Origin of the sequence: Pantoea sp. Morm, assembly GCF_016643525.1 — a bacterium.
GTDB classification, from domain to species: domain Bacteria; phylum Pseudomonadota; class Gammaproteobacteria; order Enterobacterales; family Enterobacteriaceae; genus Pantoea; species Pantoea dispersa.
This window is the reverse complement of sequence record NZ_VOQX01000054.1, coordinates 1-14,200: the sequence shown is the minus strand read 5'-3', so window position 1 is coordinate 14,200 and position 14,200 is coordinate 1. Positions and strand designations below refer to the sequence as shown.

The following is a 14,200-nucleotide window of genomic DNA, read 5'->3' as shown; positions in this document are numbered from 1 at the left end:
CCGCATGATGCGCCGCCTGCTTCTCTCCCTTGCCGCGCTGCTGTGCAGTGCGGCCAGCCTGGCTGCCACCCCGTGGCAGCAAATCCATCAACCGATTGCCGGCAGCCCGCAGTCCATCGGCAGCTTTGCCAACGGCTGTATCGTCGGGGCGCAGCAGCTGCCGCTCAACTCGCCTAACTATCAGGTGATGCGTCAGGATCAGCGACGCTATTACGGCCATCCGGACCTGATCGCCTTTATCCAGCGCCTCAGCACCCAGGCGCACCAGCTGCAGCTGGGCCAGGTGCTGATTGGTGATATGGGCATGGCCGCCGGCGGACGCTTTAGCAGCGGCCACGCCAGCCATCAGACCGGTCTCGACGTGGATATCTGGCTGCAGCTGCCGCAGAGCCGCTGGACGGCACAGCAGCTGCTGAAGCCGCAGCCGCTCGATCTGGTTGGGCCGGACGACCGCCAGGTGATTGCGCGTCACTGGCAGCCGCAGATCGACAGCCTGATCAAGCTGGCGGCGAAAGATGACGACGTCACGCGCATCTTCGTCAATCCGGCAATTAAAAAGCAGCTTTGTGCCGATGCCGGTAACGATCGTGCGTGGCTCAACAAAGTGCGGCCGTGGTTCGCCCACCGGGCACACATGCACGTGCGCCTGCGCTGTCCGCCGGGCAGCCTGGAGTGTGAAGATCAGGCGCCACCGCCGCCGGGCGATGGCTGCGGCGCAGAGCTGGAGAGCTGGTTCCTGCCGAAGAAGCCGGGCACTACGCCGCCGGTGAAGAAGTCGCCGCCGCCGTTGCCGCCTTCCTGCCAGGCGTTACTTGATAAGCATCTACTGTAGGAACCTGAGATGGATCTGTTTGTTGTCAGCCCGGTGGTACTTGGCGTGCTGTTTCTGGTCGCGGTGCTGGCGGCCTTTATTGATTCCATTGCTGGCGGTGGCGGTCTGCTGACCGTGCCGTCGCTGCTGGCGGCCGGTCTTTCGCCGGCGCAGGCGCTGGCGACCAACAAGCTGCAATCGGTCGGCGGCTCCTTCTCGGCCAGCCTCTATTTTGTACGGCGCGGCGCGGTGAAACTGCGCGAGCAGCGGCTGAATATCGCCATGACCTTTCTCGGCGCGATTGGCGGAACGCTGCTGATTCAGCATATTCAGGCTGAGATACTGCGCCAGATACTGCCGCTGCTGCTGATCAGCATCGGGCTGTGGTTCCTGCTGATGCCGCGTCTTGGCGAGGCCGATCGCGAGCAGCGTCTGCACGGCCTGGCGTTTGCGCTGGTGGGCGGCGGCTGCGTCGGCTTTTACGATGGCTTCTTCGGCCCGGGTGCCGGCTCGTTCTATGCGCTGGCCTTCGTCACGCTTTGCGGCTTCAATCTGGCGAAAGCCACCGCCCACGCCAAAATCCTAAATTTCACCTCTAACTTCGCCAGTCTGCTGTTCTTTATGTTCGGCGGCAAGGTGGTGTGGGGCACCGGCGTGATTATGCTGCTGGGGGCGTTTATTGGCGCACGCCTCGGCGCCAGGCTGGTGCTGAGCCGCGGTCAGAAGCTGATTCGCCCGATGGTGGTGACGGTGTCTGCCGTGATGAGCGCTAAGCTGTTGTGGGACAGCCACGGCAGTGTCATTCTCGCCTGGTTTGCCGCACTGTAATCCGCACTCGTCAAAACCGGCCGCCAGTGCGACAATGGCGGCGGTTTATTTAAAGATTAAAATATTATGAGTAAAGAGCACCATTATCAGCAGCTGGTGGAGATTTTTGACGGCTGTTTTGCTGACGATTTTCAGACGCGTCTAATTAAAGGCGATGATGAACCTATTTATCTTCCAGCGGATGACACCTCACCGTGGCACCGCGTGGTGTTTGCCCATGGCTTTTACGCCAGCGCGCTGCACGAAATTTCGCACTGGTGTATTGCCGGTGAAGCGCGGCGCAAGCTGGTGGATTTTGGTTACTGGTATTGCCCGGACGGGCGCGATGCGCAAACGCAGGGCCAGTTTGAAGCGGTGGAAATTAAGCCGCAGGCGCTGGAGTGGCTGTTCTGTGTGGCAGCCGGCTTTCCCTTTAACGTCAGCTGTGACAATCTCGACGGCGATTGTGAACCGGATCGCATCGCGTTTCAGCGTAAGGTGCATGCACAGGTAATGCATTATCTGCAGCACGGCATTCCGGCGCGTCCGGCGCGCTTTATTGATGCGTTAGCCAGCTATTATGGTACGCCTGCACTGACGGCGGCACAGTTTCCGTGGCCGGAAGATCTGTGAGCCGCACTCCGATAAATGAAGGATGATGAGAAGATGATCGTAGAATTCGAGTCCCGCATTCTGGCGCTGATTGACGATATGGTCGAACACGCCAGCGACGACGAACTGTTTGCCAGCGGTTATCTGCGTGGCCATCTGACGCTGGCAGTAGCGGAAATTGAGCAGAGCGGCGAACACACGCCGGAAGCGCTGCAGATTCAGGTCACCAACAGCCTGCAAAACGCCATCGCCGCCGGTGAGCTGTCGCCGCGCGACCAGGCGCTGGTGGTGGGCATGTGGGATAACCTGTTTACCCAGGCGCGCCTCACTGCCTGACTGGCCGGGGCGATCGCTCGCCCCGCGCTTTAGCGTCCTGCCTTTTTCCCTTTAAGCAATTTGCGCACCCAGTAACGGTTGGGATGCAGCGCCGCCAGCGTGCTGCTGTCCAGCGGCTGCGGCTCGCCGCTCATTTGCGCCGCCAGCACTTCTGCTGCCAGCGGCGCGCTGCACAGTCCGCGCGACCCCAGTGCGCCAAGCACGAACAGGCCGGGATGCACCGGCGCTTCCGCAATCTGCTCGCCGCGCGCGCGCTGCGCCGCTAGATCCGCATACTCACTGAGCGTCGCCGCGTAATCCGGCACGCTGCCGCTCATCGGCAGGTGATCGCGCGTGGCGCAGCGCACGCCGCTGCGCGCTTCATCAGCGCTGACGTCAACCTGCGTCGGCCAGCTGACCTGCGGCAGACAGTTAATCAGCCGCTGGCGATTCTCCTGCTGATCGTCGGCGCGGAAAGCGGTTACCGTCTCACCGCGATGGTAGCTGGCACCGATGCAGTGCGTGGCAAAGTTCGGGCTGACCGGGGTGAGATAGCCGTCGTAACACAGCACGGTGCGCAGCGGGTTCAGCGCCGCGTTGGTCGGCACATGGCTGACCTGACCGGCCACCGCATACACCGGCAAATCGCGGCTTTGCCCGATCGCCTGCAGCGCATGGCCGTTGGCCAGCACCACCTGCTGATGGCTTACCGCAGGCTGTTGGGCGAACTGGAGCGTCCAGCCTGCCTGCTGGCGGACCAGTTGCGTCACGCGATGCAGCCAGTGCATGCGCAGCCCCTGAGTCTGGGCATACTCCAGCAGATTGCTGGTGAGCTGTGACGGCGACAGCCAGCCGCCCTGCGGATAGAAAATACCGCCGCAGTCGAGATCGACGCCGGCCAGCTGTTGCGCCTGCTGCGGGCTGACGCCGTGCGCCAGCTCGTGCGGCAGATCCATGCTCAGCATCTGCGCGATCTTCTCCGCGCTTTTGGCATCCCAGCCGAGCTGCAGCACGCCGCTCCACTGATGTTCGAACATCACCGGCAGCGCATCGTACAGGCGGCGGGCAAAGCTGAATGCCGCCGGGAAAAACGTGGCGAGCGCATGATCGTGCTGGTTAAGCAGCGGATAAAGCGCGCCCTGACGGTTACCCGATGCGCCGAGCGCCGGGGCGGCATCGGCGCAGTACAGCGTAACCTGCCAGCCACGCAGCAGCAGCGCCAGCGCCAGCACCGCGCTGGCCACGCCGCCGCCAATCAGCGCCACCTCGCGGCTGGTGGCCTGCGGACGCGCATACCACGGCTGAGCCGCTAGCTGCCCGGGGGCGCTGTCCAGCACGCCGGTCAGCATTTCACGCTTGTGGCCGAACCCTTTGCGCTTCGCCACGCTGAACCCGGCCTGCTGTAAGCCCCGCCGCACAAAGCCCGCCGAGGTAAAGGTGGCGAAGGTGCCGCCGGGACGCGCCAGCCGCGCCATGGCGGCGAACAGCGAAGGCGTCCACATCTCCGGATTTTTCGCCGGCGCGAAGCCATCTAAAAACCACGCGTCAACCTGGCCGTTGAGGCTGTCATCAAAAGTATCAATCAGCGCGTTAATATCACCCAGCCACAGATCCAGCGTCACCTCGCCGCCATTGAACAGCAGGCGCTGACAGCCGGGCAGGGCCAGCGGCCACTGCTGCTGTAGCTGTCCGGCCCACGGGGCCAGTTGCGGCCAGTGCGCGTGCGCGCTCACCAGATCGGCGTGGGTCAGCGGGTATTTTTCGCAGCTGATGAAGTGCAGGCGGCGCAAGCCGGCTTGCGGATGGGCGGCGCGGAAGCGATCGAACGCCTGCCACAGGGTAAGAAAGTTGAGTCCGGTGCCAAAACCGCTCTCGGCAACGATGAACAGATCGCGCGGATGGGCGGCAAATCGCTGCGGAAGATGGTTACCGTCGAGGAACACATAGCGCGTCTCCTCCAGTCCGTTGTCGTTGGAGAAATAGACGTCGTCGAACGCTCGGGAAACAGGTGTACCCTGATCGTTCCAGTTTAATTGCGCGTGTTCAACCGGGGATAACTTCACGGGAAAGGCTCATTTTTCAGGCAGTGGCGCGATTTTAGCGAGTGGCGTCACATGACGCAAATTTACAAAAGGAAATGGCTGATCGGACTTGTTCGGCGTACAACTGTAAGCTAGAGTGCACGTCAATCCAAAAGAAGTGGAATGAGGACTATTGAATGAAACGTGCAGTGATTACTGGCCTGGGTATCGTTTCCAGTATTGGTAATAACCAGCAGGAAGTGCTGGCTTCCCTGCGTGAAGGCCGTTCCGGAATCACTTTCTCCGAAGAGATGAAAGATGCCGGCATGCGCAGCCATGTATGGGGTAACGTCAAACTGGACACTAACGGGCTCATCGATCGCAAAATCGTGCGTTTCATGAGTGATGCCTCAATCTATGCCTATCTGTCGATGGCAGAAGCAATCAAAGATTCCGGCCTGACGGATGAGCAGTACCAGAACAACCCGCGTGTTGGTCTGATTGCCGGTTCCGGTGGCGGTTCCCCGCGTTATCAGGTGTTCGGTGCCGACGCGATGCGTGGCCCGCGCGGCCTGAAAGGCGTTGGCCCGTACGTGGTGACCAAAGCGATGGCGTCCGGCGTCTCTGCCTGCCTGGCTACTCCGTTCAAAATCCACGGCGTCAACTACTCCATCAGCTCGGCGTGCGCGACGTCAGCACACTGCATCGGCAACGCGGTGGAGCAGATTCAGCTGGGCAAACAGGATGTGGTATTTGCTGGCGGCGGCGAAGAGCTGAGCTGGGAAATGGCCTGTGAGTTCGACGCCATGGGCGCGCTCTCGACTAAATACAACGAAACCCCGGAAAAAGCGTCGCGTACTTACGATGCCAGCCGTGACGGTTTCGTGATCGCCGGCGGCGGCGGTATGGTGGTAGTGGAAGAGCTGGAGCATGCGCTGGCGCGTGGTGCCCACATCTACGCTGAGATCGTCGGCTACGGCGCAACCTCTGACGGCGCTGACATGGTGGCACCGTCAGGCGAAGGCGCGGTGCGTTGCATGAAGATGGCGATGCAGGGTCTGGATACGCCAATCGACTACCTCAACACTCACGGCACGTCAACGCCAGTCGGCGACGTGAAAGAGCTGGGCGCGATTCGCGAAGTGTTTGGCGACAACACGCCATACATCTCTGCGACCAAAGCCATGACCGGTCACTCGCTGGGTGCGGCAGGTGTGCAGGAAGCGATTTACACTCTGCTGATGCTGGAGCACAGCTTCATCGCGCCAAGCATTAACGTGGAACAGCTGGATGACGCAGCGAAGGGCATGAACATTGTGACGCAGCCAACCGAAAAAGCGCTGACCACGGTGATGTCCAATAGCTTCGGCTTCGGTGGCACCAACGCCACGCTGACCCTGCGTAAATACCAGGCGTAACGCTTACGCTAATGCTCAAAGGCCGGTTAATCCGGCCTTTGTTGTTTTTGTCGCTGACGGATTCAGGTTGCCAGCAGCCTTACCAGCTTCGCGCAGGCGCGGTCAATTTCGCCGGGCGTCAACGCGGCAAAGCCGAGTATCCAGCCTTGCTGTTTCGATGCGCCGGCGTAAAGGGGTGACAGCGGCGGCAGCAGCAGACCGTCGGCCTGCGCCTGTTGCGTGAGCCGCGCCTCATCTCCCTGTAATAACTCAACTGTCAATTGCAACCCGCCTGTCGCCGGCAGCGGCCGCAGCCACGGCTGCAGGTGCTGTTCGATCTGTGTCAGCAGCCGATCGCGCCGGCTATGATAGAGCTGACGCATCAGCCGCAGGTGGCTGGCGAAATAGCCTTGCTGGATAAATTCGGCGGTGATCGCCTGCGGCAGCAGGGCGCTGTGGCCGTCCAGTACGCTGCGTGCGCGACCCAGCGCCGTCACCAGCGCCGCGGGCACCACCATCCACGCCAGCCGCAGCGATGGAAACAGGGTTTTGGAAAAAGTCCCCAGGCTGATGACCCGGCTATCGGCTTCCATGCCCTGCAGCGCCGGCGCCGGGCGACCGTCATAATGAAATTCACTGTCGTAGTCATCCTCGATCAGCCAGCTATCGTGCTGACGTGCCCACGCCAGCCACTGCAGCCGTCGCGCGAGGCTCATCGGTGTGCCGGTCGGATACTGGTGGCCGGGCGTCAGATACACCAGTTGCGCCCGGCCGCTGAGTGGTAGCGCGCCCTGATCGTCCAGCGGCATGGCACGGCAGCGGGCACCGGCGGAGAGAAAGGCGTTCCGCGCGCCACGGTAGCCCGGCTCCTCCAGCCACACTTCATCCTCTGCATCCAGAAACATCAGCGCCAGCAGCTGCAGCGCCTGCTGTGAACTGGTGAGCATGATGACCTGCTCAGCCGAACAGCGCACGCCGCGCGACAGCGCCAGATAATCCGCCACCGCCTGGCGCAGCGGCGCATAACCGAGCGGATCGCCATAGCCCATCACCTGACTGCCCAGCGCGCGCTGTACGCTGTGGCTCAGCCGCTGCCACTGGCGGTGCGGAAACGCGCGCAGATCCGGTGATCCGGCGGCAAAGGCAAGGGGAAAAGGGGGATCCTGGCAGCCACCGGTCGCCAGCACCTGCTCGCCGCGGCGCGAAAAGCGCGGTGCGCGCTGCGCTGTCGCCTTTTCCGCCGGTAGTGGCAGGGCGATAGCGACGAAGGTGCCGCGTCCGCTGTGCCGCTGCACGTAGCCTTCGCTCTCCAGCTGGCTGTAGGCGGCTTCGACTGTCACGCGTGACAGCGCCAGATCGGCAGCCAGCTGGCGGCTCGAAGGCAGCTTCTGCCCGAAGCGCAAATGGCCGCTGACAATGGCCTGGCGCAGCGTAGCGCACAGCCGCTGACGTAAGCCGCCCTGCGTCTGATGGCGAAACAGCGGCAAAAAGGCATGGTGCATAATGGTCTTATCGCTACGGTCAAAGTGGTATCAGGATGCAGACCACTTTGCCGTACACTGCAGGGACATCACAACAGGAGAATGCCATGTCAGCCGTTTTGTTTTATCCGCCCGCCAGCCCGCAGCACAGCGTGGCTCATTTGCAGCACAAACTCAGCTATTACACCGATGCCTGGGATCTGGCGGCGGATTTGGCGCAGGGCGTCACGCAGATTATGGTGATTGATGCCCGCAGCCGCGACGCATATCAGGCCGGACATATCTGCGGCGCGCTATCGTTGCCGCATCGCGAGATGGATGCGGCCAGCACCGCGCAGCTCGATCGTCATCGCGTCTATGTGACTTACTGCGACGGCATTGGCTGCAACGGTTCGACCAAAGCGGCGCTAAAGCTGGCTGAGCTGGGGTTTCAGGTTAAAGAGCTGATTGGCGGGCTGGATTTCTGGAAGCGCGACGGCCACCCGATGGCGTGGGGCGCGGCGGCAGGCGAGTGGCCCGCCGCGGCACCCGCGGCGGAGTGCGGCTGCTGAGTGCGATGGCTTAACTACAGCAGCAGCCAGAGCAAAAAGAAGAACAGCGCCAGGCCGAGCACCAGCGTCAGCGCCGGGCGCTGCGCCAGTGGACGCGGCAGAATGTCAACAAACGGTGCCCAGATTGGCTGCGGACGCAGCTCGCTGTCGGCCAGCGGCGTTTCGCTGTTGCGCTCGGCGCGGCGGCTGAACAGCAGCATCAGCAGATCCTGACTCTGCGCTGGCGTCAGCAACGTCTGCGGCGTGGCCTGGAAGCGCTGCAGGCTGTAATCCTCCAGCATACGCTGCTCGTCGTGGCTCAGCGGCTGTTTGAGCGAGCTTTCCAGCAGCTGCAGCGTCGGCGCGCTGTGCTGGCTCAGCGTCTGGCGCACCTGCAAAAACTGCGTCAGCAGCGGGAAGTGGCGCGACGGAACCGGGTCGCCGCTCTTCAGATTGACCAGTTTCAGCGTGTCGGCCAGCACTTTTACCGGCGATTCCCCGGTCGCGGCGGCAAGGCGCGTGACCTGCTGGTTAAGCGCCTGCTGTTCGGCAGGCAGCAGGGTGCGATCGGTGGTGCGCGTCTGCTGCGGCTGCGGGATAGCCATCTGACCGTTCTGCAACATGGTCAGCACCTGACGCAGCTGATCCTGGCTCAGCGCGCTTAACACCGTCTGGTTAAATTGCTGACGGATAAAGTCGCTTACCGCCTGACGATTGTTGCCCTGCGGCAGCTTTTCCAGCAGCTGCTGCAACAGCTGGCGCGTGGCGTGGCTGTTCTGCACCTGCGTCAGACGGCTGTTGAGATGCTGCTCCGCCGCCGGAAAGTGGCGCGACTGCAGTTCGGCATCATTTTTCACGCCCACTTCGTGACGTATGCCAGCCCACAGTTCGGGCGCTTTCAGCGTGCTGAGTGACATGATCCGGACGATCAGGCGTTCCAGCGTGGTGCGCTGGGCCGGGGAGAGCGGCTGGTCGCCCAGTGCCGCGCCGGGGCGGCCGGTGCCGTTAGCCGGGTTAACAGAGGAACGATCGCCCGCGGGCACACCGGGACCGCTGAGAGGTTGCATGGCGGAATCCTTGAAAACGAGTCAGATCCGGGTGCGCCGGAAAAACGATGGCACATGATAGCAAAAGCCCCCGGGAAATCCACGGGGGCGGCAGGGAGAAAAACAATAAGACACGGATTTATTCGGCGGCGGCCAGCTTCATACGCTTGCGACGCCAGCGCTTCCACAGCGGCGGCACCATCAGCACGGCGACAGCCAGCACCAGCAGCACTTTACAGATCAGGCTTTCCCACAGAATTGGCAGGTTGCCGTTACTGATTGACAGCGCGCGGCGTAGGTTTTGCTCCAGCATTTCGCCCAGTACAAAGCCGAGAATCAGCGGTGACATCGGGAAATCCATCTTGCGCAGGATATAGCCGAAAATGCCCAGCCCGACCATCAGCAGCAGGTCAAAGGTGGTGCTGTGCACCGCATACACGCCCACCGCCGAAATCGCGGCAATTGCCGGTACTAGGAACCACAGCGGAATGGTCAGCATGCGCGCAAAGATGTTGATCATCGGAATGTTCATGATCAGCAGCATCACGTTACCGATCAGCAGCGCGGCGATCAGCCCCCAGACGATGTCCGGCTGCTCGGTAAACATCGCCGGACCGGGCGTGATGTTATACAGCGTCAGCGCGCCGACCATCACCGCCGTGGTGCCGGAGCCGGGAATGCCCAGCGTCAGCATCGGGATAAACGATCCGCAGGCTGAGGCGTTGTTCGCCGCTTCCGGCGCTGCCACGCCGCGAATGTCGCCCTTGCCAAACTGATCGCTGCCGCTGATTTTCTTCTCACTCATATAGGCAATGGCGCTGGCGATGGTGGCGCCTGCACCCGGCAGCACGCCGACAAAGAAGCCAATGAACGAGGAGCGCAGCGTTGCGCCGGTAGCCTGCGCCGCTTCTTTCATGTTGAACAGCATGCGGCCGCTGGCGCGCACCATTTTCTGGCCGCTGCTGGTGGACTCCAGCATCAGCAGAATTTCGCTCACCGAGAACAGGCCGATGACCACCACCACAAACTGAATGCCGTCCGAGAGATGCACGCTGTCGAAGGTAAAGCGATAGACGCCGGTGTTGGCATCAACGCCCACCGTCGCCATGCCGAGGCCAATCAGCGCAGCGAGGAACGACTTCAGCGGATTGTGGCTCATCATGCTGCCGAGACAGGCAATCGCGAACACCATCAGCGCGAAGTACTCTGCCGGACCAAACGCCAGCGACCAGTTGGCGAGGATTGGCGCAAACAGAATGATGCCGATGATGGCGATGGTTGAGCCGATGAATGAGCTGACCGCCGAGATCGACAGCGCCACGCCGGCTTTGCCCTGCTGCGCCATCGGATAGCCATCCAGCGCGGTCATGATCGCGCCGGCATCCCCCGGCACGTTAAGCAGAATCGACGAGATGCGCCCGCCATATTCGCAGCCGATGTACACCGTTGCCAGCAGGATCAGCGCGGATTCCGCCGGTAAGTGCAGCGCAAACGCCAGCGGCATCAGGATCGCGACGCCGTTAATCGGGCCAAGCCCCGGCAGCAGGCCGACGATGGTGCCGATAAAGCAGCCAATCAGGGCGATCATCAGGTTTTCCGGCGTCATGGCGACGGCGAAACCCTGCATCAGAAAAGACCAGGTATCCATAATTGACTCCTGTTAACTGAACCAGCTGCCGACCGGCAGCGTAACGTCCAGCAGACGATCGAAGGCGTAAAACAGCGCCACACCCATTACCACACCGGAGAGGACGGCTGCCCACCAGCGTGCGCCAAACAGCATGCCGATGCCGAAGGTCAGCAGCGTGGTACACAGGGCAAAACCCAGCTTCTCAAACAGCCAGCCGTACACCATCAGCATTACGCACAGCGCCAGCAGCTTTTTCAGCGTTGCCGCCACCGGCCACTGTACGGCGTCCGGCTTGCGCAGCAGCATCATCACCGCGCAGATCGCCATCAGCCCGAGCAGCAGCAGCGGGAAAGGGCGTGGACCAACCGGCTCGTAGCTGTACTCGCTTTGAATCTGCCAGGCGATAACCATCCCGACGATGCAGAGCACCAGCCACACCGCCGCAAAGATACGATCGCTCATCTGTGCCTCCGTTATTTCGCCAGGCCGAACGATTTCGCCTGTTCACGGTAATCTGCCACCTGTTTCTTGACGTAGGCGTCCAGCTCGCTACCGAACAGGTTGAACTCAAACAGGCCGCGCAGATCGCGCTGCTGCTGAAACTCTTTGGTGGTCACCAGTTTTTTAAACGTCTGTTCCCACCACTGATAATCGGCATCGCTGACTTTGGGGCCGAGGTAATAGCCGCGAATAATCGGCCACTCGACGTTGAAGCCCTGCTCTTTGGCGGTCGGGATGTCAGCCAGCTCACCCGGCAGACGTTTATCGCTCATTACCGCCAGCACGCGCATCTTGCCGCCCTGCAGGTGCGGCACCATTTCACTCATGTCGCCTGATACCACCTGGATGTGGTTGCCGAGCAGCGCGGTAACCGGTTCGCCGCCGCCTTCAAACGCCACATAGCGCATTTTGCGCGGATCGATACCGGCTTCCCGCGCCAGCAGCGCGGTTTTCATCCAGTCCTGGCTGCCGATCGACGCGCCGGCGCCGACCACCACTTTGGTCGGATCCTGTTTCATCGCCTCCAGCAGCTCGCCCAGCGTTTTCCACGGCGCGTCAGCGCGCACGGCGACCATGCCGTAGTCCGTGCCAATCGCCGCCAGCCACTTCACGTCATCCACTGAGTAACGACCAAACTTGCCCTGCGACAGGTTCAGCAGCGACCCGCCGGAGAAGGCCACCAGCGTGCCTGCTTCGGCGGGCCGCTGCGCAATGATGGCGTTGTAAGCCACGGCACCGACGCCGCCCGGCATGTAGGTCACGCGCATCGGCGTGGTGATCTGCCCGGTTTCCTGCAGCGAAACCTGGATCAGTTTACAGGTCAGATCAAAACCGCCGCCGGGTTTGGCCGGGGCGATACATTCGGTCCGCTCGGGTGCCGCAGCCTGTGCCGCAGAAAGAGAAAAAGCCAGCAGGGTCGTGGCGAAGGCGGTGCGCATTGTTTTTTTCATCTGTCGCTCCATTGTTTCTTCCAGAGTGTGATTGCCACCGAACATTCGGGGTTGCTGAATTGTTAAAACAGCAACCTTTCATTTACCTTTCAGCCATCGGCAAAACTAACAGGATGTGATATGCGTCTCTTACTGGTCGAAGATACCGTGGAGCTGGCCAACTGGCTGCAGAAAGCGCTGACGCAAAAAGGCTTCGCCGTGGACTGGGTGGCCGACGGGGTGGCGGCGGACCATGTGCTGCAAAGCGAAGACTATGCGCTGGTGGTGCTGGATGTGTCGCTGCCGCGGCTGGATGGCCTTGCGGTGCTGGCGCGCCTGCGCAAGCGCGGGCAACACGTGCCGGTGCTGCTGCTCACCGCACAGAGCGCGCTGCAGCAGCGCGTGCAGGGACTGAATGCCGGCGCCGATGATTACCTCACTAAACCGTTTGAGCTGGACGAGCTGGACGCGCGGCTGCGCGCGCTGTTGCGCCGCAGTCAGGGGCAGGCAACGCAGACGCAAAGCCTTGGCCAGCTGGAGCGCGATGCGGAAGGCTATTTCCTGCTGAATCACAAACCGCTGCCGCTGACGCCGCGCGAGGCCAGCGTGCTGTCGACGCTAATGCAGCGTCCGGGACGGCCGGTTTCGCGCCAGCATCTGTACGAGCAGACCTTCACGCTGGCGGATGAGGCCAGCCCGGAGAGCATTGAGCTGTATGTGCATCGGGTACGCAAAAAGCTGGCGGGCAGCGACGTGGCGATCGTCACGCTGCGCGGCCTCGGCTACAGCCTCGAGGTTCAGCCGTGCGACTGATTCACTCGCTGCGCGGCGAATTGCTGGCATGGCTGGGGGCGCCGCTGCTGCTGCTGTGGGGATTGTCGGTCTACACCCACTATCAGAGCGCACTGCAGGCGGCAAATCAGGCCTACGATCGCTCGCTGCTGGCCTCGGCGCGCACCGTGGCCGAGCGGCTGGTGGTACGTCATCAGCGGCTGGAGGTGGATGTGCCGTGGGTGGTGCTGGACAGCTTTGAGCGCAACATGAACGACCAGCTGTTCTACCAGGTGATTTCGCCTGAAGGGCACACGCTGTCCGGCTACCCTGATTTACCGCTGGTGCCGGGTAATGCGCCGCTGTCCGATGTCTATCCGGCGCTGGTGCATTTCTACGATGCGCACTACCGCAAGCAGCCGATTCGCGTGGCCGCGCTGTGGCAGCCGGTGAACGAGGAAGGCGTGCAGGGCATGGCGCTGGTGCTGGTGGCGGAAACGCTTAACTCACGCCACGCCTTTGCCGACAGTCTGCTGCGCACCGCGCTGATCAGCCAGAGTTTTCTGGTGCTGATCACGTTGCTGCTGGCCGGGCTGCTGCTGCGGAAAGTGCTGCGCCCGCTGCGCCGGCTATCGCGCATGATGCTGCGCCGCGCGCCGGGCGAACTGACGCCGCTGCCGTCGCTGCTGCCGTGGTCCGAACTGCAGCCGCTGATCGTCGCCTTCAACCGCCATCTGGAGCGGCTGCGTGGGCTGCTGGCGCGGCAGGAGCGCTTTAGCGCCGATGTGTCGCACCAGCTGCGCACGCCGCTCACCATCCTGAAAACCCAGGTTGGCGTCGCGCTCAGCAGCGACGACCCGCAGCAGTGGCGCGAAAGCCTGCAGGGCATGCGCCACACGCTGGACGACACCGTTCAGCTCACCGATCGCCTGCTGCAGCTGGCGCAAATCAAGGCGCGTCACGGCGAAGACAAGCCTTTCAGTGAGGTCAATCTCAGCGACATCGTGCAGCAGGCCTGTTTTAGCGGTTATGCGGCGGCGCGGCGTAAACAGATCGATCTGGGCTTTGAAGAGCAGGCGGCGAGCCAGGTGCAGGGCGATGCGCTGCTGCTGGCCGAGCTGTGCGCCAACCTGCTGGATAACGCCATCAAATACACGCCGCACGGCGGCACGGTGACCGCGCGGCTGCGGCAAAAGGTGCTGGAAATTGAAGACAGCGGGCCGGGCATCGCGGCGGATCAGCAGCGGCATGCGCTGCAGCCGTTTGGCCGGCTCGATCACGCCAGCCAGCCCGGCGCGGGCATTGGACTGGCGCTGGTGCAGGATATCTGCGCCTGGCACGGCGCGCAG

The 14,200-nt window shown here is 62.3% G+C and carries 14 protein-coding genes; 8 read left to right on the top strand and 6 right to left on the bottom strand.

Annotated features, from left to right (window positions below; all coding sequences use genetic code 11):
* Nucleotides 1–7: 7 nt before the first annotated feature.
* The 4 genes from mepA to FT726_RS17690 all read left to right on the top strand — a co-directional run bounded on the left by mepA (nt 8) and on the right by FT726_RS17690 (nt 2,566).
* Nucleotides 8–832, top strand: coding sequence for a penicillin-insensitive murein endopeptidase (mepA, locus tag FT726_RS17705; protein WP_346303162.1), 825 nt, complete (start codon nt 8–10; stop codon nt 830–832).
* Between the two features lie 9 nt (nt 833–841).
* Nucleotides 842–1,639, top strand: a complete 798-nt coding sequence (locus tag FT726_RS17700; RefSeq protein WP_058758411.1) for a sulfite exporter TauE/SafE family protein — start codon at nt 842–844, stop codon at nt 1,637–1,639.
* Between the two features lie 66 nt (nt 1,640–1,705).
* Nucleotides 1,706–2,251, top strand: a complete 546-nt coding sequence (locus FT726_RS17695; protein ID WP_021509161.1) for an elongation factor P hydroxylase — start codon at nt 1,706–1,708, stop codon at nt 2,249–2,251.
* 33 nt (nt 2,252–2,284) lie between these two features.
* The gene (locus tag FT726_RS17690) at nt 2,285–2,566 is read left to right on the top strand and encodes a YfcL family protein (RefSeq protein ID WP_010617478.1); all 282 of its coding nucleotides are present in this window, start codon (nt 2,285–2,287) and stop codon (nt 2,564–2,566) included.
* Nucleotides 2,567–2,595: 29 nt separating this feature from the next.
* Here FT726_RS17690 and mnmC read toward each other — a convergent pair whose 3' ends face one another.
* Nucleotides 2,596–4,608 carry a bifunctional tRNA (5-methylaminomethyl-2-thiouridine)(34)-methyltransferase MnmD/FAD-dependent 5-carboxymethylaminomethyl-2-thiouridine(34) oxidoreductase MnmC gene (gene mnmC, locus FT726_RS17685; protein WP_346303158.1) on the bottom strand — a complete coding sequence of 671 codons (2,013 nt, stop codon included), beginning with the start codon at nt 4,606–4,608 and terminating at the stop codon, nt 2,596–2,598.
* 155 nt (nt 4,609–4,763) lie between these two features.
* On the opposite strand from mnmC, the gene fabB reads away from it, so the two are divergent.
* Nucleotides 4,764–5,984, top strand: a complete 1,221-nt coding sequence (gene fabB / locus FT726_RS17680) for a beta-ketoacyl-ACP synthase I (protein ID WP_021509164.1) — start codon at nt 4,764–4,766, stop codon at nt 5,982–5,984.
* A gap of 62 nt (nt 5,985–6,046) precedes the next feature.
* Here the strand turns inward: fabB and FT726_RS17675 are convergent, their stop codons facing one another.
* Nucleotides 6,047–7,465: a PLP-dependent aminotransferase family protein gene (locus FT726_RS17675; protein WP_346303157.1), complete on the bottom strand. Its 1,419-nt coding sequence runs from the start codon at nt 7,463–7,465 to the stop codon at nt 6,047–6,049.
* An 86-nt stretch (nt 7,466–7,551) separates the two neighbouring features.
* On the opposite strand from FT726_RS17675, the gene FT726_RS17670 reads away from it, so the two are divergent.
* Nucleotides 7,552–7,995: a rhodanese-like domain-containing protein gene (locus FT726_RS17670; RefSeq protein WP_288422083.1), complete on the top strand. Its 444-nt coding sequence runs from the start codon at nt 7,552–7,554 to the stop codon at nt 7,993–7,995.
* A 14-nt stretch (nt 7,996–8,009) separates the two neighbouring features.
* Here the strand turns inward: FT726_RS17670 and flk are convergent, their stop codons facing one another.
* The 4 genes from flk to FT726_RS17650 form a co-directional block, all read right to left on the bottom strand.
* Nucleotides 8,010–9,041 (bottom strand): flagella biosynthesis regulator Flk, encoded by a 1,032-nt coding sequence (flk, locus tag FT726_RS17665; RefSeq protein WP_288422082.1) that lies wholly within the window; start codon nt 9,039–9,041, stop codon nt 8,010–8,012.
* A 118-nt stretch (nt 9,042–9,159) separates the two neighbouring features.
* A complete protein-coding gene (locus tag FT726_RS17660) occupies nt 9,160–10,668 on the bottom strand; it encodes a tripartite tricarboxylate transporter permease (RefSeq protein ID WP_282996324.1) in 1,509 nt (502 codons plus the stop codon).
* Nucleotides 10,669–10,680: 12 nt separating this feature from the next.
* A complete protein-coding gene (locus tag FT726_RS17655) occupies nt 10,681–11,112 on the bottom strand; it encodes a tripartite tricarboxylate transporter TctB family protein (RefSeq protein ID WP_058769887.1) in 432 nt (143 codons plus the stop codon).
* A gap of 11 nt (nt 11,113–11,123) precedes the next feature.
* The gene (locus FT726_RS17650) at nt 11,124–12,101 is read right to left on the bottom strand and encodes a tripartite tricarboxylate transporter substrate binding protein (protein ID WP_058769888.1); all 978 of its coding nucleotides are present in this window, start codon (nt 12,099–12,101) and stop codon (nt 11,124–11,126) included.
* 120 nt (nt 12,102–12,221) lie between these two features.
* Here FT726_RS17650 and tctD point away from each other — a divergent pair, with 120 nt between their 5' ends.
* Nucleotides 12,222–12,893: a transcriptional regulator TctD gene (gene tctD, locus FT726_RS17645; RefSeq protein WP_104188561.1), complete on the top strand. Its 672-nt coding sequence runs from the start codon at nt 12,222–12,224 to the stop codon at nt 12,891–12,893.
* Nucleotides 12,884–14,200 (top strand): sensor histidine kinase N-terminal domain-containing protein (locus tag FT726_RS17640; protein WP_346303156.1); only part of this gene is annotated, 1,317 nt, incomplete at its 3' end. The genes tctD and FT726_RS17640, both read left to right, overlap by 10 nt.